At 69.7% G+C, this 23425-nt stretch carries 24 protein-coding genes; 11 read left to right on the top strand and 13 right to left on the bottom strand.

The genetic code is table 11. The annotated features are described in order from the left end of the window. Positions 1-8: 8 nt before the first annotated feature. The 5 genes from ACXYX3_RS12900 to ACXYX3_RS12920 all read right to left on the bottom strand — a co-directional run bounded on the left by ACXYX3_RS12900 (position 9) and on the right by ACXYX3_RS12920 (position 4924). Positions 9-659, bottom strand: coding sequence for a class I SAM-dependent methyltransferase (locus ACXYX3_RS12900; RefSeq protein WP_458611936.1), 651 nt, complete (start codon positions 657-659; stop codon positions 9-11). Then, a complete protein-coding gene (locus ACXYX3_RS12905) occupies positions 656-994 on the bottom strand; it encodes a DUF732 domain-containing protein (protein ID WP_241206683.1) in 339 nt (112 codons plus the stop codon). The genes ACXYX3_RS12900 and ACXYX3_RS12905 overlap by 4 nt, the downstream gene beginning before the upstream one ends. Then, positions 991-3891, bottom strand: a complete 2901-nt coding sequence (locus ACXYX3_RS12910; protein ID WP_458611937.1) for an MMPL/RND family transporter — start codon at positions 3889-3891, stop codon at positions 991-993. Before ACXYX3_RS12910 ends, ACXYX3_RS12905 begins: the two co-directional genes overlap by 4 nt. Continuing rightward, positions 3888-4313, bottom strand: a complete 426-nt coding sequence (locus ACXYX3_RS12915; RefSeq protein WP_458611938.1) for an MmpS family transport accessory protein — start codon at positions 4311-4313, stop codon at positions 3888-3890. Before ACXYX3_RS12915 ends, ACXYX3_RS12910 begins: the two co-directional genes overlap by 4 nt. Before the next feature lie 191 nt (positions 4314-4504). Continuing rightward, the gene (locus ACXYX3_RS12920; protein ID WP_241206680.1) at positions 4505-4924 is read right to left on the bottom strand and encodes a hypothetical protein; all 420 of its coding nucleotides are present in this window, start codon (positions 4922-4924) and stop codon (positions 4505-4507) included. A 103-nt stretch (positions 4925-5027) separates the two neighbouring features. On the opposite strand from ACXYX3_RS12920, the gene ACXYX3_RS12925 reads away from it, so the two are divergent. Together ACXYX3_RS12925 and ACXYX3_RS12930 are read left to right on the top strand one after the other, a co-directional pair. Then, positions 5028-5834 (top strand): nuclear transport factor 2 family protein, encoded by an 807-nt coding sequence (locus tag ACXYX3_RS12925; protein WP_458611939.1) that lies wholly within the window; start codon positions 5028-5030, stop codon positions 5832-5834. Between the two features lie 59 nt (positions 5835-5893). Further along, positions 5894-6472 carry a hypothetical protein gene (locus tag ACXYX3_RS12930; RefSeq protein ID WP_241206678.1) on the top strand — a complete coding sequence of 193 codons (579 nt, stop codon included), beginning with the start codon at positions 5894-5896 and terminating at the stop codon, positions 6470-6472. Between the two features lie 7 nt (positions 6473-6479). On the opposite strand, the gene ACXYX3_RS12935 is transcribed toward ACXYX3_RS12930, so the two are convergent. Both ACXYX3_RS12935 and ACXYX3_RS12940 read right to left on the bottom strand, forming a co-directional pair. Next, the gene (locus ACXYX3_RS12935) at positions 6480-7259 is read right to left on the bottom strand and encodes an SGNH/GDSL hydrolase family protein (RefSeq protein WP_241206677.1); all 780 of its coding nucleotides are present in this window, start codon (positions 7257-7259) and stop codon (positions 6480-6482) included. Positions 7260-7270: 11 nt separating this feature from the next. Then, a complete protein-coding gene (locus ACXYX3_RS12940; RefSeq protein WP_458611940.1) occupies positions 7271-8050 on the bottom strand; it encodes a hypothetical protein in 780 nt (259 codons plus the stop codon). A gap of 32 nt (positions 8051-8082) precedes the next feature. Here ACXYX3_RS12940 and ACXYX3_RS12945 point away from each other — a divergent pair, with 32 nt between their 5' ends. Beyond that, positions 8083-8568 (top strand): NUDIX hydrolase, encoded by a 486-nt coding sequence (locus ACXYX3_RS12945; RefSeq protein WP_458611941.1) that lies wholly within the window; start codon positions 8083-8085, stop codon positions 8566-8568. Here the strand turns inward: ACXYX3_RS12945 and ACXYX3_RS12950 are convergent. From ACXYX3_RS12950 to malQ, 4 genes are all read right to left on the bottom strand, one after another. Then, complete coding sequence (locus ACXYX3_RS12950; RefSeq protein ID WP_241206674.1) at positions 8565-9665, bottom strand: PDR/VanB family oxidoreductase; 1101 nt, start codon at positions 9663-9665, stop codon at positions 8565-8567. The two genes, ACXYX3_RS12945 and ACXYX3_RS12950, sit on opposite strands and share 4 nt — an antisense overlap. Next, a complete protein-coding gene (locus ACXYX3_RS12955) occupies positions 9662-10570 on the bottom strand; it encodes a metal-dependent hydrolase (protein ID WP_458611942.1) in 909 nt (302 codons plus the stop codon). Before ACXYX3_RS12955 ends, ACXYX3_RS12950 begins: the two co-directional genes overlap by 4 nt. A 59-nt stretch (positions 10571-10629) precedes the next feature. Further along, complete coding sequence (locus tag ACXYX3_RS12960; RefSeq protein WP_458611943.1) at positions 10630-11103, bottom strand: hypothetical protein; 474 nt, start codon at positions 11101-11103, stop codon at positions 10630-10632. A 120-nt stretch (positions 11104-11223) separates the two neighbouring features. Then, a complete protein-coding gene (gene malQ, locus ACXYX3_RS12965; protein ID WP_458612072.1) occupies positions 11224-13380 on the bottom strand; it encodes a 4-alpha-glucanotransferase in 2157 nt (718 codons plus the stop codon). An 85-nt stretch (positions 13381-13465) separates the two neighbouring features. Between malQ and ACXYX3_RS12970 the strand changes: the two genes are divergently transcribed. From ACXYX3_RS12970 to ACXYX3_RS12990, 5 genes are all read left to right on the top strand, one after another. Next, positions 13466-14653, top strand: a complete 1188-nt coding sequence (locus tag ACXYX3_RS12970) for an MFS transporter (RefSeq protein WP_458611944.1) — start codon at positions 13466-13468, stop codon at positions 14651-14653. A gap of 82 nt (positions 14654-14735) precedes the next feature. Beyond that, positions 14736-16313 (top strand): carboxylesterase/lipase family protein, encoded by a 1578-nt coding sequence (locus ACXYX3_RS12975; RefSeq protein WP_458611945.1) that lies wholly within the window; start codon positions 14736-14738, stop codon positions 16311-16313. Between the two features lie 49 nt (positions 16314-16362). Continuing rightward, positions 16363-17259 (top strand): sterol desaturase family protein, encoded by an 897-nt coding sequence (locus tag ACXYX3_RS12980; RefSeq protein ID WP_458612073.1) that lies wholly within the window; start codon positions 16363-16365, stop codon positions 17257-17259. Positions 17260-17269: 10 nt separating this feature from the next. Beyond that, complete coding sequence (locus tag ACXYX3_RS12985; protein ID WP_458611946.1) at positions 17270-18685, top strand: NAD(P)/FAD-dependent oxidoreductase; 1416 nt, start codon at positions 17270-17272, stop codon at positions 18683-18685. Positions 18686-18899: 214 nt separating this feature from the next. Continuing rightward, a complete protein-coding gene (locus tag ACXYX3_RS12990; RefSeq protein WP_458611947.1) occupies positions 18900-19574 on the top strand; it encodes an Rv1815 family serine proteinase in 675 nt (224 codons plus the stop codon). On the opposite strand, the gene ACXYX3_RS12995 is transcribed toward ACXYX3_RS12990, so the two are convergent. Beyond that, positions 19571-20026, bottom strand: coding sequence for a nitroreductase/quinone reductase family protein (locus ACXYX3_RS12995; protein WP_458611948.1), 456 nt, complete (start codon positions 20024-20026; stop codon positions 19571-19573). The genes ACXYX3_RS12990 and ACXYX3_RS12995 overlap by 4 nt on opposite strands. Positions 20027-20132: 106 nt before the next feature. Between ACXYX3_RS12995 and ACXYX3_RS13000 the strand changes: the two genes are divergently transcribed. Next, positions 20133-20813, top strand: coding sequence for a TetR/AcrR family transcriptional regulator (locus tag ACXYX3_RS13000; protein ID WP_458611949.1), 681 nt, complete (start codon positions 20133-20135; stop codon positions 20811-20813). Here ACXYX3_RS13000 and ACXYX3_RS13005 read toward each other — a convergent pair. Further along, positions 20807-21244: a hypothetical protein gene (locus tag ACXYX3_RS13005; RefSeq protein ID WP_458612074.1), complete on the bottom strand. Its 438-nt coding sequence runs from the start codon at positions 21242-21244 to the stop codon at positions 20807-20809. The two genes, ACXYX3_RS13000 and ACXYX3_RS13005, sit on opposite strands and share 7 nt — an antisense overlap. 190 nt (positions 21245-21434) lie before the next feature. On the opposite strand from ACXYX3_RS13005, the gene ACXYX3_RS13010 reads away from it, so the two are divergent. Then, positions 21435-21926 (top strand): VOC family protein, encoded by a 492-nt coding sequence (locus ACXYX3_RS13010; RefSeq protein ID WP_458611950.1) that lies wholly within the window; start codon positions 21435-21437, stop codon positions 21924-21926. Continuing rightward, positions 21923-23422, top strand: coding sequence for an FAD-binding protein (locus ACXYX3_RS13015; protein ID WP_458611951.1), 1500 nt, complete (start codon positions 21923-21925; stop codon positions 23420-23422). Before ACXYX3_RS13010 ends, ACXYX3_RS13015 begins: the two co-directional genes overlap by 4 nt. Positions 23423-23425: the final 3 nt, after the last annotated feature.

A 23425-nucleotide genomic window follows, 5' to 3' on the forward strand; every position in this document is an offset into this window, starting at 1 on the left:
CCTGGGGATCAAACCGCCTCTGGGGATACCTCGCCCACGGTGATCAGATCGGAGAACACCTGCGTCCACACCGGGCGGCGCACACGGTGCTGATCGGCGACGGTGAAGCCGGCGTCGGTGAACAGCCGCCGCATCGCCGCCGGGTCCGGCGCGTCGTAGGCCGGCAGGCGCACCGCGGGCAACAGATCGACCGGCACCAGCCGGCGCGGGCTCAGCGTCGCCACCGCCGCGACACCACCGGGCGCGAGCACCCGGTGGAACTCCCGCAGCGCCGCAGGCTGATTGAACCAGTGGAACGCCGACGTGCTCACCACCGCGTCGAGGCTGCCGTCGGCGAACGGCAGCTGCTCGGCGGGCGCCCGTACCCACTGCACCGCACTGGAGCGGCGGCGCGCCTCGGCCAGCATGCCGTCGGACATGTCGACCCCGGTGACGCGCGCGCCCTGGACTTCCCGGGCGATCCGGTCAGCGAGAATGCCCGTGCCGCAACCGATGTCAGCGATCAGATGAGAGCCGTGCGCCTGCAGAAGGGCGATCACCTCATCCTGGGCCGGCCGGTAGACCCACCGCTGCACCACCGCGGTGTCATAGATCGGCGCGGCGAAACCCCAGAACCCCGTGACGGCCTCGTTGAACCGTCTGCGGGTGGTCGACGTCATGGCTGGCGGGCGGCGTCCAGAACCGACAGTTTCTCCGGACAGTAGGTGCGCAGACCCGCGCCGATGAACTGGTAGGTCTGTTCGGTGGTGGTGCCCTTCTCCATGTTCATCTGGATGAAGCGCGCCGTGGCGAACACATCGGGGTCCACCCCGGTGTAGAGCCGCTTGCACATGATCTTGCCGATCCAGGCGTTGTAGTCCTTCTGCCCGTAGATCCCGTAGACGTGCAGCTCGTTGGCGAAGTCGGTGTCCGGGTCGGCCATCGCGGGTGCCGCGGCACCCATCGCCCCGACCGTCAACGCCGCCGCAGCGATCCCCATCAGAACTCGTCTCATGTCCTCACTCCTTCTGCCGGATCACTCTGCAAGCCACCGGGTCTCGGCCACGGCACCGGAACGGGACGCCGTCGCACCCGTTGCGGCCACCAGAACCACGGGCCCATCAGCGCCGCGATCGCGGGCGTCATGAACGCTCGGATCACCAACGTGTCGAACAGCAGCCCCAGCCCGATCGTCGTACCGACCTGCCCGATGATGGTCAGCTCACTGACCGCCATCGACATCATCGTAAGCGCGAACACCAATCCCGCGGCCGTGACGACGGAACCGCTGCCGCCCATCGCGCGGATGATGCCGGTGCCGATGCCCGCGTGGATCTCCTCCTTCAACCGGGAGACCAGCAGCAGGTTGTAGTCGGCGCCGACGGCCAGGAGGATGATCACCGCCATCGCCAGCACCATCCAGTGCAGCGGCTGACCCAGGATGTGCTGCCAGAACAGCACCGACAGCCCGAACGAGGCGCCCAGCGAGATCACCACCGTGCCGACGATGACCGCCGACGCGACGATGGCGCGGGTCAGGATCAACATGATGATGAAGATCAGCCCCAGTGCGGAGATGCCTGCGATCAACAGGTCGTAGTTGTTGCCGTCCTTCATGTCCTTGAAGGTGGCCGCGGTACCACCGAGGTAGATCGTCGAGCCCTCCAGCGGGGTGCCCTTGATCGCCTCCTTCGCGGCGTTGCGGATCTTGTCGATCCGCGCGATGCCTTCGGGAGTCAGCGGGTCACCCTCGTGGGCGATGATGAACCGCACCGATTTGCCGTCGGGGGACAGGAACTGCTCCAGGCCGCGCTGGAAATCCTTATTGTCGAAGATCTCCGGGGGCAGATAGAACGAGTCGTCGTTCATCGAGTCGTCGAACGCCTCGCCCATGGCGTCGGCATCCTCTTGTTGCGCCGCCATCTGGTCCTGCATGCCCTTTTGCGACTGATACATCGTCAGCATCATGGACTTCATGGTCTTCATCGTGGAGATCATCTCGGGCATCAACGCGACCATCTGCGGCATCAGGGTGTCCAGCCGCTCCATCTCCGGGATGATCTCCCGGAAGTCGTCGCTCATCACGTTGATGCCGTCGAGCGTGTCGAACACCGAGCGGATCGCCCAGCACACCGGGATGTTGTAGCAGTGCGGTTCCCAGTAGAAGTAGTTGCGGATCGGCCGGAAGAAGTCGTCGAAGTTCGCGATGCTGTCACGCAGCGCCTCGATGTCGACGTACATCCCCTTCATCTTGGTGACCATCGAGTGCGTGACTTCCGACATCTGCTTGGTCAGGCCGGACATCTTCTCCATCGTGGCGATGGTCTTGTCCATCTCGGCGGCCTGATCGAGCATGTCGGCCATCCGGTCCTGCATGTACTTCTGGTTCAGCCGCTGGGTGGTGCCCTGCATGCTCATCTGGAACGGGATCGACGTGTGCTTGATCGGCTTGCCGTCGGGCCGGGTGATGGCCTGCACACGGGCGATGCCCTCGACCCGGAACAGCGCCTTGGCGATCTTGTCGATGACCAGGAAGTCCGCCGAATTGCGCAGGTCGTGATCGCTTTGGATCATCAGCAGTTCCGGATTCAACCGGGCCTGCGAGAAGTGCCGGTCGGCGGCGGCGTAGCCCTCGTTGGCCGGCAGATCGGCGGGCAGATAGTTCCGGTCGTTGTAGTTGGTCTGATAGCCCGGCAGCGTCAGCAAGCCCACCAGCGACAGCGCGATGGCGCCCACCAGGATCGGGCCCGGCCAGCGCACGATCGCGGCGCCGATCTTGCGCCAGCCGCGGATGCGCATGGCGCGCTTGGGTTCGAGCAGGCCGAAGCGGGTGGCCAGCGAGATGATCGCCACCATCAGCACGACGCCGGCGAGCACCACGATCACCATGCCGATGGCCAGCGGCACACCCAGGGTCTGGAAGTAGGGGAGCCGGGTGAAGCTGAGGCAGAACGTCGCACCGGCGATCGTCAGGCCCGATCCGAGCACGACGTGCGCGGTGCCGTGGAACATCGTGTAGAAGGCGGTCTCTTTGTCTTCGCCGACACTGCGCGCCTCCTGATAGCGACCTATCAGGAAGATGGCGTAATCGGTGGCCGCGGCTATCGCGAGCGTGACGAGCAGGTTCGTGGCGAACGTGGAGAGCCCGATGATCTCGTGGTAGCCGAGGAAGGCCACCAGCCCACGCGCGGTCGCCAGCGCCAGCACCACCATCGCCAGGGTGATCAGCACTGTGACGATGGAGCGGTACACCAGCAGCAACATGATGATGATGACGGTGAACGTGGCCGCCTCGATCATCCTCATGCTGCGGTCACCGGCGATGTGCTGATCGGCCGCCAACGCGGCGGGCCCCGTCACGTAGGCCTTCACACCCGGCGGCGGAGGCACGGCTTCGACGATCTTCTGGACCGCCTCGACCGACTCGTTGGCCAGCGATTCGCCCTGGTTACCGGCGATCTTCACCTGGACGTAGGCGGCCTTGCCGTCATTGCTGGTCGACCCGGCCGCGGTGAGCGGATCACTCCAGAAGTCCTGCACCGACTGCACGTGCGTGGTGTCGGCCTCGAGCTTCGTGACCATCTGGTCGTACCAGGCGTGGGCCTCGTCGCCCAGCGGTTTGTCGCTCTCGAAGACGATCATCACCGAGCTGTCGGAGTCGCCCTCCTCGAACGCCTCACCGACCTTCTTCATCGAGATCAGCGACGGCGCGTCGTCGGGGCTCATCGACACCGCGCGCTGCTGTCCGACGACCTCGAGCTGCGGGACGACGGTGTTCAAGATGATGATCACCGCGACCCAGCCGAGCACGATCGGCAGCGCCAGCGTGCGGATCAGTCGCGGGATGAGCGGCCGGTGCGGACGAGAAGGCGGGTGGGCGTCGGTCGGGGCGTCGTGAACGGGTGCGCTCATGCGGACTTCACGAAGCAGAAGGTCTGAGCGTTGAGCCCGGTGGTCGTCTTCTCGTCACGCAACTCGTCGTCAACCAGGATCCGGCACGTGATCGAACTGCCGTCACCCTGAGCCACGATGTTCGGGGCCGCGGACGGCTCGGTCGTCGACAGGGTCAGCGACCACGGCAACGCCGCGTTGTCCACGCGCTGCGGCTTGGCGTCGAGATCGAAATAGTTGATGTCGGCGTAGCTGCCGGTGCCGGTGATCTCGTAGCGGACCACCTTGGGATCGAACGGCTCAGGCAGGTCGGCGAAGTTGCGCGGCGTCTCGATGATGCCCTCGGAACCGAAGAACGTCCGGATCCGGGAGACGGTCAGACCGGCGACGACCACGACGAACACGATCAGCAGCGGTAGCCACACCTTCCTGGCAACCTTCATCACGACCTGCGTCTCCCGATCTGCTCCCGGCCCGTGCCGCGCAATGTATTCCCTGGCCTCGTGCGGTATTCCGGCGATAGTAACTTAGCCGGTATAACTTCTCATCGGACACACAGTAGATCAAGTCAGTGTGGTGCCGCTAACTACATCGCCGCCGGTGCGCTACGCGTCACAGATGTGAAACGCCTGCCTCACTCCGCCGTGTCGCCGCCCGTGCCGGGCTCGACGTCGGCCGCCGCGTCCTGTCGAGAGGCGTCCAGCACGCTGACCGCGATGCCGTAGGGAAGGAAGCGGACCCGACGCGTCGGGTCGGTGTTGTCCTTGTTGGCGCGCAGAGCATCGAGTTCGGTGGGGAACACCTGCTCGATGTGTGCGCCGCCGGCCGCGTCGACGGTGAAGATCGCCCACACGCCGTCACCGGTCTCGCCGGCTGTCTCGGGCCGGCGCGGCCGCCCGCCGCGAGCGAGGTCGTCGAACAGCACCGACCAGCCGGCGCGCTCGCCCGACGTCGTCATGAACTTGCCGAGTGCATCCCGCAAACCCTCGCCGGCATCGCGGATCACCCGGTCGAAGTCCTCCGGATCGAAGCCGAAAGGTCCGTTACCGCTCATGGTCGCCTCCTCGCAGGCTGTGACGCGCACAGCAGATGCCTCCAGTGTGCCTGTGCCGGCGGGGTCAGTCGACTGCCGGTGCCGGCGAGTGGTAGGCAACCGTATGGCCTCATCGCGTGCCGACGTCCTGTCGGCCGCCCAGCGTTCCCTGGCCGCCGCCGGCGCGCACGACCGCCCCGGCTGGCTCGGACTGTTCACCGCCGACGGCAGGGTCGAGGACCCCGTCGGCTCGGCTCCCCACCGCGGCCGCGCCGCGATCGGGCACTTCTACGACACGTTCATCGGCCCACGCGAGATCACCTACGACCTCGACGCCGACCTGGTTGTCGGCACCACGGTGCTGCGCGACCTCACCCTGGCGGTGCGGATGTCGCCGACGCTGACCATGCACGTGCCCACGTACATCCGCTACGACATGGCACACACCCCGGACGGGCTCCGGATCGCGGGACTGTCCGCCTACTGGGAACTGCCCGCGATGATCCGCCGGTTCCTGCGCGGCGGCTTCGGGGCGTTGCCCGCCGGCCTGACCTTGGGTCGCGCGATGGCCACCCACCAGGGCGTGGGCGGCAGTGTCGGCTTCCTACGCGGGTTCGAGGGCACGGGCAGCGGCGCCGGGACAGCCTTTGCGCAGGTACTCGAGGATGCCTGCGCCGGTGACGAGGTGGGGCTGCGGCGCCGCACCGCGGGCGTGGTGATGACCGCCGGGGACGACGAACCGCGGACCGCCTCCGACCTCGCCCGGCTGCTCTCGGGTGCCCGCTGGGACAAACGAATCCGCTCCGGTCGATCCGTCGTGGCTCGGGTGCACACCGCCGACCGCCCCGCGATCCTGATCGGGGAGTACCGGGCCCGCGGAGCCTCCCGCGCACAGCTGAGCCGGCTGCGCATCTTCACCGACACCGACTGAGCCCCAGAACGGCGGTGTTGTCGCCTCCGGCGCGGCGAACGTGAGAACGTAGCAGGACCATGGACACCACCTCCCGCGCTGCCACGACGTACATGAGCTACGAAGAGTTCGGCCGTCGGTTCTTCGAGGTCGCGGTGACCGAAGAACGGGTGGGCGAGGCGATCGGGCAGATCGCCGGCGACGCCTTCGAGATGGGACCGATCGCCCAGGGGCCGGGCCGGCTGGCCAAGGTGACGGCCAAGGTGCGCATCTTGACGCCACGGGTGAACCGCCGCGTGGCCGAGGAGATCACGTTCGCGATCCGTATCCCGCTGGAGATCGACATGGTGGTCGATCTGCGCATCGACAAACCCAGGTTCATGGTGTTCGGCGAGATCTCGCTGCGCGCTGTGGCCCGCGCCGCCGAACCGCTGCTGCTGATCATCGACGTCGAGAAGCCGCGTGCCAGCGACATCGCGATCCATGTGACGTCGAAATCGCTGCGGGGCGAAGTGGTGCGCATCATCGGCGGTGTGGACGCCGAGATCAGACGGTTCATCGCGGCGCACGTCGCGGGTGAGATCGACAGCCCGGAGTCGCAGAAGGCCAAGGTCATCGACGTCGCGCATGAACTCGACACGACGTGGACGGGAATCTGAGCCCGGGTCAGCCGACGAGCTGGGTCAGTTCGGGCCGTCGCGGACCGCGGGTATCGCTGACCGACCTGCCCCGCAGGTGGTTCCACAGCCAGGGCATCAGCATGTTCTGCGTCCACAGCGCCTGCGAGTAGGCGCGCGACCGCAGCGACGGCGGGGGGGCCGTCGGATCCGCGGTGGCCCAGGCGGGGGAGCTGCCCGGTAAGGCGAGCGCCTCAGCCGCCGCGTCGGCGAAGAGTTGGTGCCCGCGCGGGGAACCGTGCACCCGGTCCGGGCTCCACGTGTCGGGTTGGGTCATCGACGGCGCCCGGTACAGGTCGACCAGCGCGAAACCGTGCCGTGCGGCGGCCGAACGGATCACCTCGTTGATCGCGAGGACCCGGCTGCCCAGCACACGCCCGATCGGCAGGATCCGGGCGAGGTCGGGGAACGTCGTCGTGACCACCGTCGCGCCGGATGCCGCCAGCGCGCCGTGCACCTCATCGAGTTGGGCCAGCGCCCGCTCGAAACCTGTTCCGGGACGGGTCATGTCGTTCATGCCTATGCACAGGGTGATCAGGTCGGCGCCCATCGCCACCGCTGCCGGCAGTTGAACGTCCGCCACATCGCGGATCTGGTTGCCGCGCACCGCCAGGTTCGCGTACTGCAGACCAGGCCGCAGCTCATCGAGCCGCTCGGCCAGCCGGTCGGCGAACCCCCGCAGTCCCGCCGCATCGTCGCCGTCCCACAGTCCCTCGGTCTGGCTGTCGCCGAGGGCGACGTAGCGGCTGTATCCGGTGTGAGCGACCACGACAGCAGACTCTAACGCGACCGGCCCAGCCGGGTCAGGTTCAAGACCATGCCGACGCTGAGCTGAGTGATGCTGTCCTCCAGGCGTTTCCGGTCGAGCTCAGCACGCCATTGAGGCAGTGTGGCCGTCACCCGGACCACCCGGGGCGCGAACTCGACCCCGGTCAGCGTCAGGCCATGGGCCAGCTCGGGCAGCCTGACCGGGTAGGCCGGGGTGCGCGCCGGCAGCCGCCAGCGCCTGGTGCCCAGGGCCACCGTGTGGGCCTGCAGCCACAGTGTCGAACCGTCGACGCCGACATCGACCTCGACATGGCCGAACCGGGGCCTGCGGGCGAACCGGATGCGGGCCACCCCGTCCTCGTCGACCTCGCCGGCCAGCCGCGGCGCCGCCCGCCCGAACAGGTCGTCCACCATCGGTGCCGGCACCTCGAGCGTCACCTCCACCGGGGCGGCCACCAGCGTGGGCGGCGCGCCCGGCCGCACGTGAACATTGTGCAGGATCACGGTTGCGGTGTTGAGAACGCCACCCTGCCAACGGATGTCGGAGGCGACCAGACGAACGTCGGTGAGCTGGCCGACCGCCAGGCCGCGCACGTCGAGCCGCGAATCGAACCGCGTGACGGTCAGCGCGAGATCGCCGTCGTCGAGGCGAACGGTGATCCGGCGCCCGAGAACGAGGCGGCGGACCGTCACGAACAGCGTGCGATAGGCGGCTGCGGCGCCGCTGTTGACCGGGACCATGGTGGTCGCCGACCACAGCGAGGTGAGCATGCGCCGCGTGGGACGGGTCATCGCGTCCATCCTTGCACGGGCTATCGTCGGTTGTGTCTTCCCGCAAGCCCTCGCGCAGCGCCGGACTCCTGCTCTACCGAGAGGGGGAGAATGGGCTCGAGGTGCTGCTGGGCCATCCGGGCGGGCCGTTCTGGGCGCGCAAGGACGACGGCGCATGGTCGATTCCGAAAGGCGAGTACGACGAGGGCGAAGATCCCTGGGCGGCCGCGCAACGTGAGTTCGCCGAGGAGATCGGTACGCCCGCGCCGGCCGGGCCGCGCGTCGAGCTGCCGCCGGTGCGTCAGTCCGGCGGCAAGGTCGTCACGGCGTTCGCGGTGCGGGGCGACCTCGACGTCAGCGCCGCCGTCAGCAACACGTTCACGATGGAATGGCCGCCGCGGTCGGGGCGGATGGCGGAGTTCCCCGAACTCGACCGGGTCGCCTGGTGGGACCTCGAGACAGCGCGCGTGAAACTGCTCAAAAGTCAACTGCCGCTGCTGGATGCGCTGATCGAGGCCGTGGTCGACGGTCGGGATTAGAGGTCCAGGGTCAACGGTCCGCTGCCGCGGGACACGCAGGTCAACATCATGCCGGCCGCCCGTTCGGGGTCGGTGAGCAGCGTGTCACGATGGTCCACCGCGCCGTCGAGGACCCGGACCCGGCAGGTGCCGCAGAATCCCTGCTGGCACGAGTAGGGTGCCGAGATCCCGGCCCGCTGCAACGCCGCCAACAGGGTCTCCTCGGCACCCACGGCGATCGTGGTACCGGTCGACGCCACGCTCGCGTCGAACGGGCTGCCGTCCTGCACCGGAGCTGCCGCGAACCGTTCGAAATGCAACTCCACGTCGGCGCGGTCCACCACCGCCGCGCGCACTGCCGTCAGCATCGGCGCCGGACCGCACGCGTACACCGCGGTGCCCGCCCGGCAATCACCGAGAAGCGTTGCCGCCGAGGGTAATCCGTTCACATCATCGGTGCGGATCGCCGCGCCGAGGGCGGCCACCTCGTCGACGAACGGCAGGCTGTCGCGGCTGCGGCCGGTGTAGATCATCGACCACTCCACGCCGAGGTGCCGCACCGCCCGCAGCATGGGCAGGATCGGGGTGATCCCGATGCCGCCGGCGATGAATCGCACACGGCGGGTGGGGGATCCGTGCCCGGGCACCGTCAGCGGAAACGCGTTGCGCGGGCCGTGGGTGTGCACCACGGCGCCGGGAGACAGGGCGTCATGGCATTCGACCGACCCTCCGCCGCCGTCAGGGATGCGGCGCACCGCGATGCGGTACTCGCCGGACTCGGCCGGGTCGCCGCACAGCGAGTACTGGCGGATCCGGCCACTCGGCAGATGCACGTCCAGATGGGCACCCGGATACCAGCGGGGGAGCGCGGCGCCGTCGGCCGCGCCGAGCGTGAACTCGACGACGTCCTGATCGTGGGCCACCACCCGCCGCCCGCGCACGGTGAGCGCCAGCGTCGCCCGCCCCTGCCTGCTCGGCGGACGGATCCGGCGCGTCGCGGTGACGGAGAACAACCGCGCGAATCCCGCGCTGGCCAGCGCCAGCACCGGGTCGTGGCGGCTGCGGCCCGATGCGCTGGGCGGCGTCTGCCGGTAATGCTTGCCGATCACGGACGTCACAGATGAGCCGCGCGCGCCGCCGGCGAGCTCGCCAGGTAGGCGACCGCTTGCGCGGTGGACCCGAACTGCTCCGGGGAATAGCCGCGCCGGAAGTAGGTCAGAGTGCTCGATCCGAACAGCGAGCGGTAGCGCGGCAGCAGGCCCAGCTTTGAGTCGCGCATCCGCATCCGGTTGAAACCCCACCACGACGCCGTCACCGCGGGGTCGGTCTTGACCAGGTACCACGCGGTGCGCTGGAAGAACACGAACAGCATGGACGCCGCGACCGTCATCGCCCGGATGCGGGACAGGTAGCTGTCGTGGAAGTACGTCGCGACGTCGTGGGCGACACTGCGGTGCTCGACCTCCTCGCTGCCGTGCCAGCGGAACAGGTCGGTCAGCGTGGGATCGGCACCGTGGTCATCCCAGGTGCAGTTCAGCGCGAAATCGCCCATCACCGCGGTGTAGTGCTCGATCGCGGCGATGAGCCACAACCGCTCGCAGAGATGGTTCAGGCGCACGCCGGGGTCGGCGGAGTCGACCGGCGCGAGCACCCGGGAGAAGACGTGCTCGACCTGCGCGAGGATCGGACCCGGGTCGACGCCGCGTTCGACCATGAACTCGTGCAGGATCGCGTCGTGCACGTCGGCGTGCGTGGCCTCCTGACCGATGAACCCGCGGATGTCGTCGGCGAGATTCGGATCGGTGACCATGGGCAGCGCCTCGTTGAACGTCTGCACGAACCAGCGCTCACCCGCGGGCAGCACCAGGTTGAGCACGCTGATCACGTGCGAGGCGGCCGGATGGCCCGGAATCCAGTGCAGCGGAACATCGCTGACGTCGAAATCGACCTTACGGGCCTGGATCTGCACAGGCCCGGGATCGATGTCGTCGACGGTCGCGGCGTCGCGGCGGGGTCGCAGCATGTCGAGGAGTTTACGACGAACACCGCTGTTGATGGGACCGTGGGTCCCGGGTAATCAGCTCAGCCGGCAGGCAGCGGCTGGCCGGGGATCGCCGGCCCGCCGGGGATCTGCTGCGGCGCTCCGGCGACGGGAGCACCGGCACCGGGGGCCCCGGCGATCGGCACGACCGGCGTCGGCGTCACGGTGGTCACGCCGTTGGCGCCGACGGTGGGTCCGCCCACCGGGCCCTGCGCCTTGATCTGGTCGGCGGCGGCCTGCGTGCAGTCCAGCGACAACAGCATCCGGCCGCCGCTGGTGACCTTCTGCTGATCGACGAGGCACGCCGACTGCGGCAGCACGCTGCCCCGGGAACCGCCGAAGTAGGCCTTGATGCCCTGGCTCTTCAGGATCGCCAGCGCGCGACCGTACTGCTCACCGGTCACGTTGTACGGGCTGGGCGCCCCCGCCGGCTGAGACAGCGCGGCACCGGCCCCGACCAGGGCGATCGTTCCGGCGGCCACCAGGCCACCGCTGAACACGGCGAGCTTTCTCACGACAACTCTCTCCTCGGGTCGGCGACGCGGTGCGAACATATCGCAGCGGTGACGATTGTGAAACCGCTGCAGGGGCCGCCCGCGTTACAGGCCGCCGCGACCGACGGTGTCATGTGACGGTCACGGGAGCTCGGCCGCGGCGCGCATGACGTCGCACAGTGCCGCGGCGCGGGCGTCGTCGAACAGCGCGTCGAGCAGCACCGGGCGGCCGTCGGGCGCGGCCAGCGGCACCCGCCAGTTCGGGTACTCGTCGGTGGTTCCGGGTTGATTCTGGGTCCGGGTCTCACCGACGGCGTCGGCCAGCGACATCGCCAGCAGGCGCGACGGACTACGGCCCAGATAACGGTGCAACGCGATGACAACCTCATCGACATCGATATCGACATCGACAACGACACCTGGGTCCGACTGCTCGGCGAGCAGGCCCACCCGGCGCAACTCCGCGAGCCAGGCGTCGCGATGCGCGCGGTCGGCCGCCCATTCCTGCTCGGCGGGGCGGGTGAGAAGGCCCAGCTCGTCACGCAGCCGGACGTGTTCGCCCACCAGATAGCCCGCGGTGGGCGGTAGGTCATGGGTGGTGACCGCCGACAGACAGGCCTGCCGCCACTGCTCGGCCGGCAGCGGCGCACCGTCGGAACCGGCCTCGAACCACAGGATCGAGGTGCCGAACAGACCCCGGTCCCGCAGGTAGTCACGCACCCAGGGCTCGACGGTGCCCAGATCCTCGCCGACGACGACCGCACCCGCCCGGTACGCCTCGAGCGCGACGATCCCGATCATCGCCTCGTAGTCGTAGCGCACGTAGGTGCCTTCGGTCGGCGCGACGCCCGCGGGAATCCACCACAGCCGGAACAGTCCGATGATGTGGTCGATGCGTACGCCGCCGGCGTGGCGCAGGGCCGCGGCCACCAGCGCGCGGAACGGCTCGTAGGCGACCTCGGCAAGCCGGTCGGGTCGCCACGGCGGCTGCGACCAGTCCTGCCCCAGCTGGTTGAACTCGTCGGGCGGCGCGCCCGCGGTCACGCCGAGGGCCAACACGTCCTGCAGCGCCCACGCGTCGGCACCTGCGGGGTCCACCCCGACCGCGAGGTCGGCCATCACGCCCACCTCCATACCCGCACCCACCGCGCTGGCCTGCGCCGCGGCGAGCTGCTCGTCGAGCAGCCACTGCAACCAACGGTGGAAATCGACCGCGGCGGAATGCTCCGCGGCGAACGCGGCGACCGCCTCACTGCGCGGGTGCCGCAGTTCCTCCGGCCAGGCGCGCCAATCGGACCCGTACTGTTCCGACAGCGCGCACCAGGTGGCGAAATCGTCGAGTGGGGTTCCCTCTCGCCGGCAGTACCCCTGATAGGCGAGCTCCCGGCCGCGACTGAACGGAACGAGGTAAACACTCTGCAGCGCAGCGCGTTTGGCCTCCCATGCACGGTCGCGATCGATGCTGTGCGCCCGGGCGGCGCGGGCCTGCACCCGCGCGTGCGCCTTCCGCACCCGGCCGCGGTGGCGCAGGTAGGCGTACTCCGGCACGGCTTCCACGCGCAGGTACAGCGGATTGACGAATCGGCGCGATGTCGGCAGGTACGGCGAGGGCTCCATCGGCGGAGTCGGGGCGGCCGCGTGCAGCGGGTTGACCAGGATGAAGCCGGCGCCGTGCTGTCCCGCCGACCACACGGCCAGATCGGTCAGATCGGTCAGATCGCCGACGCCCCAGGACTTCTCGGAGCGCACACTGTAGAGCTGGGTGGACAGCCCCCAGAGCCGGCGGGCACCCATGCGCACCGGGGTGGCGATGTGCGACGGCGTCACTATCACCGTCACGGCGGTGTCGAACGCGCCGACCCGCAGGTGCACCCGGTGATAGCCGAGCGGCAGGTCGTCGGGCAGTTCGAAGGTCGCCTCGCCGACCAGGCGGCCGTCGAGATCGTAGGGAGGCCGGTTGTTCTCGAGCTGTCGCAGACCGTCGCGACGGGTGCCGTCCTCGAGCTGCAGCCACACGTCCACGGGGTCGCCGTGGGTGACGTGCACCCAGAACGGCGTCGCCGTCGCCGCCCGCGCGACGATCGACGCGGGCAGCGACCGCGCCCAGTAGGCCCGGTCGTGTGCGGTCAGAGCGGCCGTCCGCTCGTCGTCGGTTCCCGCCGCGACGCCCAGGGCGCCCAGCACAGCCACGAGCGTCGTGTCGGGCACGGCGACGTGGCGACCCGACCAGTCCTGGTACTCGGTGGCCACGCCGTACCGGGCGGCCAGGGCGAGCAGCGACGAACGGTCCTCGGGCATCGGCATGGACATGCGCGCCATCTTGCCGCGTCGGCACGGCCGCGTCGCAGCGACCGCCCGGTCCGCCGGTAGGGTCACAGCCACCATGGCGCCCCACCCGCTCGACGGCGGCCAGGCGCGCGACCGGCGAGCCCGGATCGCGATCGGCGCCGTCTTCCTCACCAACGGTGCACTGTTCGCCAACCTGTTGCCGCGGCTGCCCGAGGTCAAGACCGACCTGGGGCTGTCGAACGCGATGCTCGGCGGCTCGGTAGCCGCATTCTCGGCGGGCGCCCTGATCGCCGGCCCCGCCGCGGCACTGCTGATCCGGCGCTACCAGTCGGCCCGCGTGAATCTCGGCACCACCCTGATCCTCGCGGGGTTCATCGTGATGGCCTCGGCTGCGCCCAGCGCCGTCACGCTCGCCGCGGCGCTCTTCGTCGCCGGCGCCGCGGACGCGATCACCGACGTCGCGCAGAACGTGAACGCTCTACGGCTGCAACGACAATACGGGCGCTCGATCATCAACTCCCTGCACGCCGTCTGGGCGGTGGGAGCAGTGGTGGGCGGGCTGATGGCCGCGGGCGCGATCGCCGTGCACCTGCCGCGGACCGTGCACCTGGGCCTCTCAGCCGCACTGTTCTGCGCGGTGGCGGCCGCGGCGTATCCGTTCCTGCTGCACGGACCCGACCACGAGGACCGTCCGAGCGGCCACGGCGGCCCCGCTCCTGCGGGCGGGGCCGTGTATCTGGTCCTGCTGGCGTTGGTCGGCATCGCGATCGCGGGTGCCGCCGTGGAGGACGCCGGCAGTTCCTGGGCGACGCTGTACCTGCGGGACGGCCTGGGTGCCGCCGGGCCGGTGGCGGCGTTCGGCTACGTCGCCCTGGTCGGCGCCATGTGCATCGGGCGATTCATCGGCGACCGCCTGGTCGACCGTTTCGGTGACCGCGCCGTGGTGCGGGCCGGCGGGGTGGTCACGGCGATGGGGATGGGCGCCGCGCTGGCGTTTCCGTCGGTGCCGGGCAGCATCGCCGGATTCGCCGCGGCCGGGTTCGGCGTGGCGACGGCGGTGCCTGCAGCGATGCGCGCCGCCGACGAGCTTCCCGGGCTGCGCGCCGGCACCGGTCTGACGATCTTGACCTGGCTGATGCGCGTCGGTTTCCTCGGCGCACCTCTGATCGTCGGTGTCGTCGCCGACGCGGCAGGGTTGCGCGTCGGGCTGTTGATCGTCGTGACGGCGGGTATCAGCCTGCTGGCCCTGGGCGGTGTGTTGAGCGGCAGAGCTGGACGATGACGCCGAGCAGCGCTGGTACAGTGGCGTACCGGGGCGAGTACCGGGGGCCCACGCGCCCTTCGATCGAAGGAGATCCACTGAGATGACCGCGGAAGCACGCTCCGACGAGACCCGCAGCACCGCGAGTGGTCATCCGGTGGTCGACACCACTCACGGGCCGGTCCGCGGTGTCGACGACGGCACGTTCGCGTCCTGGAAGGCGGTCCCCTACGCCTCCCCGCCCGTCGGCGACCTGCGCTGGCGTGCGCCGGTGCCACCGACCGCCTGGAAGGAACCGCGCGACGCCTCCCGTGTCGGGCCGGCCTGCCCACAACCGACCGACCCGCGCATTCCCCTTCCCCTCGGCGCTCCCCAGGGCGAGGACTTCCTCACCCTCAACGTCTGGGCGCCGTCGGGCACCGAACCGGGAGCCGGCAAGCCGGTCATGGTGTGGGTGCACGGCGGGGCCTACATCCTGGGTGCGGCCAGCCAGCCGCTCTATCACGGCGGGCGGCTCGCCGCCGACGGCGACGTCATCGTGGTCACCGTCAACTACCGGCTCGGAGCGCTGGGCTTTCTCGAGCTCGCCGCGCTCGATGCCGATTCCGAGCGCTTCGCCACCAACGTCGGACTGCGCGACGTGCTCGCCGCGCTCACCTGGGTGCGGGACAACATCGCCGGTTTCGGTGGAGATCCGGGCCGGGTGACCCTGTTCGGCGAATCGGCCGGCGGCGGTGTGGTGACCACACTGCTCGGTGCACCTGCGGCCAAGGGGCTGTTCCACGCCGCGATCGCGCAGAGTTCGCCGGTGACCTCCTCCTACGACGCCGAACAGGCCGGCCGCATCGCGGCGCGGTTCCTCGACGTCGTCGGGGTGGGCCGTGACGAACTGTCCCGGCTCGCCCGGCTGCCCATCGGGGCGATCGTGGAGGCGTCGCGCACGGTGTTCAACGAGGTCCCGGTGCGCACCCCGGGCCGGCTGGCCTTCGCGCCGATCGTCGACCGCGACCTGGTGCCGGACTATCCGATCCGGCTCGCCCAGACCGGGCAGACGCACCCGGTGCCGCTGATCATCGGCACCAACCGCAACGAGGCGGCGCTGTTCCGCTACATGAAGCTGCCGCTCCTGCCGATCAAGGCCGATGCGATCCAGGCGATGTTCGCCCAGATCGCGGCCGAACAACCGGAGCTGACACTGCCCGAGCGGGCGCAGCTCGAAGGCATGTATCGCGGGAGGCGGGCGGGCAAGGGCCTGGGGCTGGCCAGTGACCTCGGCTTCCGGATGCCCTCGATCTGGTTCGCCGACGGTCATCGGGCGACCGCACCCGTGTACCTGTACCGCTTCGACTTCGCGACCCCGATGCTGCGGGTGCTCCGGATGCCCGCCGCGCACGCCACCGAACTGCCCTTCGTATGGGGCAATCTGGGCGCGGGGCGCAAGGATCCGATGTTCGCGCTCGGTGGCCGCGCGGCCGGCGCCGAAGTGTCGCGGCGCATGCGGGCCCGGTGGACCGGCTTCGCCCGCGACGGTGTTCCGGGCACACCGGCGGCCGCGCCGCACTGGCGCCCCTACGACGGCGCGCGCGCCACACTGGTGATCGACAGGCATGACGCGGTCGTCGACGATCTCGATGCGCCGGTTCGCCAGGCCTGGGGCGACGACGTGCTGAGCTTCCGGTAGGAGACCTCGAGTGGCCTCAGCGGAGTTCCTCACCGTGCTGCCGCCCGCGATGCGGGATCCGGTCCTGTTCGCCATCCCGTTCTTCCTGCTGCTGCTCGTCATCGAGTGGGTGGCCGCCCGCAAGCTCGAACACGTTGTCACAGAAGGTGATCGACAGGATCGGCCCGGCGCGGGGTCCTACCTGGCACGCGATGCGTGGGCGAGCATCTCGATGGGGCTGGTCTCGGTCGCCACGATGGGCGCATGGAAGTTCCTGGCGTTGCTCGGGTACGCGGCGATCTACACCTACCTGGCCCCGTGGCACCTGCCGGCGACGCAGTGGTACACCTGGGTGATCGCGCTCCTCGGGGTGGACCTGCTGTTCTACTGGTATCACCGCATCGCCCACCGGGTCCGGCTGATCTGGGCCACCCACCAGGCGCACCACTCCAGCGAGTACTTCAACTTCGCGACCGCACTGCGGCAGAAGTGGAACAACAGCGGTGAGATCGTGATGTGGATTCCGTTGCCGCTGTTGGGTGTTCCGCCGTGGATGGTGTTCTTCAGCTTCTCGGTCAGCCTCGTCTACCAGTTCTGGATCCACACCGAGCGGATCGGCACGCTGCCGCGGCCCGTCGAATTCGTGTTCAACACCCCGTCGCATCACCGGGTGCACCACGGCATGGACCAGCTCTACCTGGACCGCAACTACGGCGGCATCCTGATCCTGTGGGACCGGCTGTTCCGGACCTTCCAGCCCGAGGTGTTCCGTCCGCGCTACGGACTCACGAAGCCGGTGCACACGTTCAACATCTGGCGGTTGCAGACCCGCGAGTACGCCGCGATCGGTCGCGACGTCCGGGCGGCGCGCCGCGTGCGCGACAAGCTCGGCTACGTCTTCGGTCCGCCCGGCTGGCGCCCGGCAGACCAGCCCGGGGCGCTCCCCGAGGCCCATGTCAGCCCGTAGTCTGCGCAGTGTGCAGACAGTCTTCGACGCCCCGGTCGACCCCGCTCTCGTGGACCGGTCCCTGGCCGGCAGCACGCTGGGCTCGGTGTGGCTGGACCCCGGGTCGGTCCAGCGTCCGCATCACCCGCCGCTGTCGGGGCCGCTGACCGCTGACCTGCTGGTCGTCGGCGGCGGCTACACCGGACTGTGGAGCGCGCTGCACGCCGCGCGCCGCCACCCCGACCGCCGAGTCGTGCTCATCGAAGCCGACCGCATCGGGTGGGCCGCCTCCGGCCGCAACGGCGGTTTCGTCGACGCCAGCCTGACCCACGGTTACGAGAACGGGAAGGCGCGCTGGCCTGACGAGATCGAGGCACTCGAGGCGATGGGCCTCGAGAACCTCGACGGCATGGCCGCCGAGATCGCCGAATTCGGCCTGGACACCGAGTGGCAGCGCACCGGGATGATGACGGTGGCCACCGAACCGTATCAGGTGGAGTGGCTCACCGAGGCGGCCGCCGACGATCACGGGAAGTTCCTCGACACCGACGCGGTGCGCGCCGAGGTTGCCTCCCCGACATATCTGGCCGGCCTCTACAGCGCCGAGGACTGCGCAATCGTCAACCCGGGCAAGCTGGCCCTCGAACTCGCCCGTGCCTGCCGGGAAGCCGGCGTGGAGATCTTCGAGCACACCACCGCACGCCAGATCCACTCCGGCGGGGCGGCACTGCGCGTCGACACCGATGGTGCGGCGCTGACCTGCCGACAGATCGTGTTGGCTACCAACGTCTTTCCCAGCCTGCTGCGCCGCAACCGCCTCCACACCGTGCCGGTCTACGATTACGTGCTGGCCACCGAACCGCTCACCGACGACCAACTCGACCGCATCGGGTGGCGGCGTCGCCAGGGGATCGGTGACTCGGCCAACCAGTTCCACTACTACCGCCTGACGATGGACAACCGCATCGTCTGGGGCGGCTACGACGCGGTGTACCACTTCGGGCGCAAGGTCAAGTCCAGCTACGAGGACCGCACCGACAGTTACCGCCGGCTGGCCGCGCACTTCTTCCTCACGTTCCCCGCCCTGTCCGACGTCCGCTTCACCCACCGGTGGGCCGGTGCGATCGACACGAACACGCGGTTCTGCGCGCACTGGGGGACCGCGCGCGACGGCCGGGTCGCCTACGTCAACGGGTTCACCGGCCTCGGTGTCGGGGCGGCCCGCTTCGCCGCCGACGTGTGCCTCGACCTGCTCGACGGGCTCTCCACCCCCCGTACCCAGCTGGAGATGGTGCGCCGCAAGCCGCTGCCGTTCCCCCCCGAGCCGATCGCCAGCGCCGGCATCCAGGCCACCCGCTGGTCACTCGACCGCGCCGACCACAACGGCGGCCGGCGCAACCTGCTGCTGCGCGGACTCGACGCGGTGGGGCTCGGCTTCGATTCCTGACGCTCGATCCGGCCCGCCCCCCGCCGGAGCCGGCCGTGCGGGTGTAACGCCCCGTTATCGACCCGCGATGAGCCAGTTACACCGTCAGCGCACGGGGGTAATCACCTCCTCATCGTGAGCGGCGGTCGCCGAGAACTCACCCGGGGAGAGTGGAGGGGCCGTGCTGAACAGACTGCCGCGTCGCCTGTCATCGCGTCATCGCATGTCGGTTGGCATGTCGTCCGCCGTTCTCGCGCTGCTGGCGCTGCTGATGCCGGCCGTCCCCGCCGGCGCGCAGCCCGACCCGCTGGTGCACCCCGGCATGGAGATCCACCAGGACTCCGTGCTGTGCACGCTCGGCTACGTCGACCCTGCCACCCGCACCGCGTTCACCGCCGGCCACTGCCGGGCCTCGGGCACCGTGACCGACAAGACGGGCACCGTGATCGGCACCCAGGGCTCCTTCCGTGACAACACCCCCGACGGCATGACCGTCGACACCAACCATCAGATCGCCGACTGGGAGGTCATCCACCTGCTGCCGTCGGCCACCATCAACAACGTGCTGCCGAGCGGCAAGGCACTGGTCACCGATGCCGCGGTGGTGCCCGTCGCCGGGATGCCGGTCTGCCACTTCGGCGTCGTGACGGGGGAGAGCTGCGGCACCGTCGAGGCCGTCAACAACGGGTGGTTCACGATGGCGAACGGCGTGGTCAGTCGCAAAGGTGACTCCGGCGGGCCGGTGTACACCACCACGCCTGACGGCCGCACCGTTCTGATCGGCGTCTTCAACAGCACGTGGGGCACCTACCCGGCCGCCGTCTCCTGGCAGACCGCCAGCGCCGAGGCCCGCGCCGACATCATCTCGGCGGCCTCCGCCGAGATCACGCCGGTCTCCGCCCAGCCCTAATCCGACAGCGCGAACACCGGGATCGACGGCGCCACCGCGCGCACCTGCGCATCGGTCGAGGCCGGTGTCAACCCACCGATGTGGCCCTTGACCTGCCAGTACCACCGATCGAGATATCGCCGGAGCAGCGCCGGTTTCGCGTCGTCGGCGAGCTCGGCCACGTGGCGGGTCCGAGCGTTGCGGCGGGAGCCGATCTCGACCTCGCCCGCGGCACGGACGTTGCGCGCCCACTGGGTGTTGCCGCGCGGCGAGACCAGATAGTCGCGGCCGTCGACGGTCAGCAGATTGATCACCACCTGACGCGGCTCACCGCTGGCGCGGCCCCGCACCCGCAGTGCAGTGCTGCCCTGGATGCTGACCCCTCTCTCGGCCAGCCATCGGATCGCAGCGTTGAACGCGCGTGCGCTCGGCCCCGGGACGTCGTAACGGGTGGCGGTGTGGCGGTCGGTCATGTCGGAACTCCTCATCGTCGGCGCAGAGAGCACTGCTCTCGAAACTGTGACACGACCCCGGCTGAAATTCAAGAGCAGTGCTCTCGGATGTGCCACACTGGCTGCCGTGGGCAAGCGCGAGGACAGCAGGGCGAAGATCGAGGCGCGGATCGTCGAGATCGGCCGACGCCACCTGATCACCGACGGTGCCGCCGGGTTGTCACTGCGGGCGGTCGCCCGCGACCTCGGCATGGTGTCCTCGGCCGTGTACCGCTACGTGGCCAGCCGCGACGAACTGCTGACGCTCCTGCTGATCGACGCCTACACCGAACTCGCCGACGCGGTCGACGAAGCGCACCGCAGCGCGGGTCCGGACTGGCGGACACAGCTGGCCGCCGTCGCCCGCGCGGCCCGCACCTGGGCGCTCGAGCAGCCCGCGTGCTGGGCGCTGCTGTACGGCAGCCCGGTGCCCGGCTACCACGCACCCGCGGAACGCACCGTCGGGCCCGGCACCCGGGTGATCGGGACCCTGTTCGGAATTCTCGACGACGCCGTTGCCGCCGGCGCGATCGCTGGACCCACAACGCCTGCGCCACAACCACTCTCATCGGATTTCGGCAAACTCAAGGCCGAGTTCGGGGTGACGCTCGACGATGCCACGCTGGGCCGGAGCTTCCTGCTCTGGGCGGCACTCGTCGGCGCGATCAGCCTCGAGGTATTCGGCCAGTACGGCGCCGACACCCTGACCGACCCCGCGATGCTCTTCGACACCCAGGTGCAGCTGCTCACCGAGATGCTGACTCAGTAACCCCGACTGCCGCCCGGCGACGTCACGAAGCCGTGCTCGCCGTAGTGGCGATCCCGCGGGTCCGCGGTGTCAGCCGGCCAGGACGCCGGCTTGGCCGCGTGGCAGGCGAGCGTCTCGGCGTCCGGGACGGCGCACACCACGCCGTTGCCCGCGTCGAAACGCGAGCCCACCGGCAGCAGCGGCGGCTCGGAACCCGGCGTTGATCCGGCCGGCCCCATGTCGGAGCTGAACATCGCTTCGTGGGTCAATGACACCGAGACCGTCGTCACGTCGGTCCCCGCCAGCGGGCCGGAGCAGACGATTCCGAGGTCGGGGATCAGACTGTCCTGGCACCGAGCGCCTGCGGGGGTGCGAAAGATCCACCCGGAGGTGCTCGGATGGGCTCCGAACACCTGGTACGGCGCCGGATCGACCGCCGGATATGCCGTCAGGTCGACCTCGGCGGGCAGGGCATGTGCGGGGATGGCGCCGGCGAGCAGGCCGGCACACACCAGCACGGGCGCGGCGAGACGAGCCGGGGTGCGCATGCAGTGATCATCGCGGCGGTCAGCGTTGTCGTTAGCCCGCCAAAAATAGAACGCGTTCTAGCACCGGCGGTCGGCTGACGATATTCTCGACTCGATGCTTGACCAGACACCTGTCCAGATCGCCTGGGTGACGCGGGACCTCGACGCGACCGAGGCGGCACTCACGGCCATGTTGGGGGCTCGCACCTGGGTGCGTATGGCGGGCGTGCACTTCGGGCCGGACTCCTGCACCTACCGCGGCCGCCCCGCCGACCACGTCGCCGACGTCGCGCTGAGCTACGCGGGGGACACCCAGCTCGAGCTGATCTGTCCGGTGCGCGGGCAGAGCATCTACACCGAATTCCTCGATTGCGGCGGTCCCGGCCTGCACCACGTGTGCCGGGCCGCACCCGACCTCGAGTCGTTCGACGCCGCGGTGGCCGCCGCCGAGCGCGACGGCACCCCGGTCGCGATGGCCGGCACCATGGCCGGCATGCGGTTCGCCTACCTCGAGGCCCCCGACGCCGGCGTGCCCTACATCGAAATCGCCTACATCCCCGACGACCTCGCCGCGTTCTTCGACCACATCAAACAGGAGCAGAAGTGAGCTTGCCCATCCCCGACACCGTCCGCGCAGCCGACGTCACCTCCTGGTCCGACGAGACGGACGTCGTCGTCATCGGGTTCGGCATCGCCGGCGGCTGCGCCGCCGTCAGCGCCGCCGCAGCCGGCGCGCGGGTGCTCGTGCTGGAGAAGGCCGCCGCCGCGGGCGGCACCACCTCGATGGCGGGCGGTCACTTCTACCTCGGCGGCGGCACCGCGGTGCAGCAGGCCACCGGCCATCCGGACACCCCCGAAGAGATGTACAAGTACCTGGTCTCGCAGTCCCGCGACCCCGAGCACGACAAGATCCGGTCCTACTGCGAGGGCAGCGTCGAGCACTTCGACTGGCTCGAGGCGCTGGGCTTCCAGTTCGAGCGCAGCTACTACCCCGGGAAGGTCGTCGTACCGCCCGGCACCGAGGGACTCTCGTACACGGGCAACGAGAAGGTCTGGCCGTTCTGCGAGCAGGCCGTCCCGGCGCCCCGCGGCCACTCGGTGCCCGTACCCGGCGAACTCGGCGGCGCCGGCATGGTGATCGACCTGCTGGTCGCCCGCGCGCAGGAGCTGGGCGTGCAGTTCCGGTACGAGACCGGGGCGACCGCGCTGGTTCTCGACGACGACGGCGCCGTGGCCGGGGTGCGCTGGAAGCACTTCGGCGAGACCGGCGACATCAAGGCCAAGGCCGTCGTGATCGCCGCGGGCGGCTTCGCGATGAACGCCGAGCTGGTGGCGGAGTACACCCCGGCGCTGGGAGCCGAACGCAAGACCAAGCACCACGGCACCGTCGCCCCCTACATCCTGGGCAACCCCAACGACGACGGCCTGGCCATCGGGCTCGGCGTCTCGGCCGGCGGCGTGGCCACCCACATGGATCAGCTGTTCATCACCGCCGCGGCGTACCCGCCGGAGATCCTGCTCACCGGCGTGATCGTCAACGCCGAGGGCGAGCGGTTCGTCGCGGAGGACTCCTACCACGCCCGAACCTCGGCATTCGTGCTCGAACAGCCCGATCAGGTGGCGTACCTGATCGTCGACGAGGCGCACATGCAGATGCCCGAGATGCCGCTGATCAAGTTCATCGACGGCTGGGAGACCGTGGCCGAGATGGAGGAGGCGCTCGGCATCCCGGCGGGCAACCTCGCCGCCACGCTGGACCGGTACAACGCCCACGCTGGGCGCGGTGAGGATCCCGACTTCCACAAGCAGCCCGAGTACGTCGCCGCGCAGGACACGGGCCCGTGGGCGGCGTTCGACCTCTCCCTGGGCCGCGCCATGTACTCCGGGTTCACCATGGGCGGGCTGAAGGTGTCCATCGACGGCGAGGTGCTGCGCTCCGACGGCAGCGCGATCGAGGGTCTGTACGCCGCCGGGGCGTGCGCATCGAACATCGCGCAGGACGGCGTGGGCTACGCCAGCGGAACGCAGTTGGGCGAGGGGTCGTTCTTCGGCCGCCGCGCGGGGCGGCACGCCGCCAGCCGGGCCACGGCCGCCGTCGTCTGATCG

The sequence above is a fragment of the Mycobacterium sp. Panama NTM2 genome (genome assembly GCF_054355555.1).

Excerpts from the sequence above, each read along its gene's own strand:
- ACXYX3_RS12900 (WP_458611936.1), bottom strand. The coding sequence starts at position 659 with ATGACGTCGACCACCCGCAGACGGTTCAACGAGGCCGTCACGGGGTTC.
- ACXYX3_RS12905 (WP_241206683.1), bottom strand. The coding sequence starts at position 994 with ATGAGACGAGTTCTGATGGGGATCGCTGCGGCGGCGTTGACGGTCGGG.
- ACXYX3_RS12910 (WP_458611937.1), bottom strand. The coding sequence starts at position 3,891 with ATGAGCGCACCCGTTCACGACGCCCCGACCGACGCCCACCCGCCTTCT.
- ACXYX3_RS12915 (WP_458611938.1), bottom strand. The coding sequence starts at position 4,313 with ATGAAGGTTGCCAGGAAGGTGTGGCTACCGCTGCTGATCGTGTTCGTC.
- ACXYX3_RS12920 (WP_241206680.1), bottom strand. The coding sequence starts at position 4,924 with ATGAGCGGTAACGGACCTTTCGGCTTCGATCCGGAGGACTTCGACCGG.
- ACXYX3_RS12925 (WP_458611939.1), top strand. The coding sequence starts at position 5,028 with ATGGCCTCATCGCGTGCCGACGTCCTGTCGGCCGCCCAGCGTTCCCTG.
- ACXYX3_RS12930 (WP_241206678.1), top strand. The coding sequence starts at position 5,894 with ATGGACACCACCTCCCGCGCTGCCACGACGTACATGAGCTACGAAGAG.
- ACXYX3_RS12940 (WP_458611940.1), bottom strand. The coding sequence starts at position 8,050 with ATGACCCGTCCCACGCGGCGCATGCTCACCTCGCTGTGGTCGGCGACC.
- ACXYX3_RS12955 (WP_458611942.1), bottom strand. The coding sequence starts at position 10,570 with ATGCTGCGACCCCGCCGCGACGCCGCGACCGTCGACGACATCGATCCC.
- malQ (WP_458612072.1), bottom strand. The coding sequence starts at position 13,380 with ATGCCCGAGGACCGTTCGTCGCTGCTCGCCCTGGCCGCCCGGTACGGC.
- ACXYX3_RS12970 (WP_458611944.1), top strand. The coding sequence starts at position 13,466 with ATGGCGCCCCACCCGCTCGACGGCGGCCAGGCGCGCGACCGGCGAGCC.
- ACXYX3_RS12975 (WP_458611945.1), top strand. The coding sequence starts at position 14,736 with ATGACCGCGGAAGCACGCTCCGACGAGACCCGCAGCACCGCGAGTGGT.
- ACXYX3_RS12980 (WP_458612073.1), top strand. The coding sequence starts at position 16,363 with ATGCGGGATCCGGTCCTGTTCGCCATCCCGTTCTTCCTGCTGCTGCTC.
- ACXYX3_RS12990 (WP_458611947.1), top strand. The coding sequence starts at position 18,900 with ATGTCGTCCGCCGTTCTCGCGCTGCTGGCGCTGCTGATGCCGGCCGTC.
- ACXYX3_RS12995 (WP_458611948.1), bottom strand. The coding sequence starts at position 20,026 with ATGACCGACCGCCACACCGCCACCCGTTACGACGTCCCGGGGCCGAGC.
- ACXYX3_RS13010 (WP_458611950.1), top strand. The coding sequence starts at position 21,435 with ATGCTTGACCAGACACCTGTCCAGATCGCCTGGGTGACGCGGGACCTC.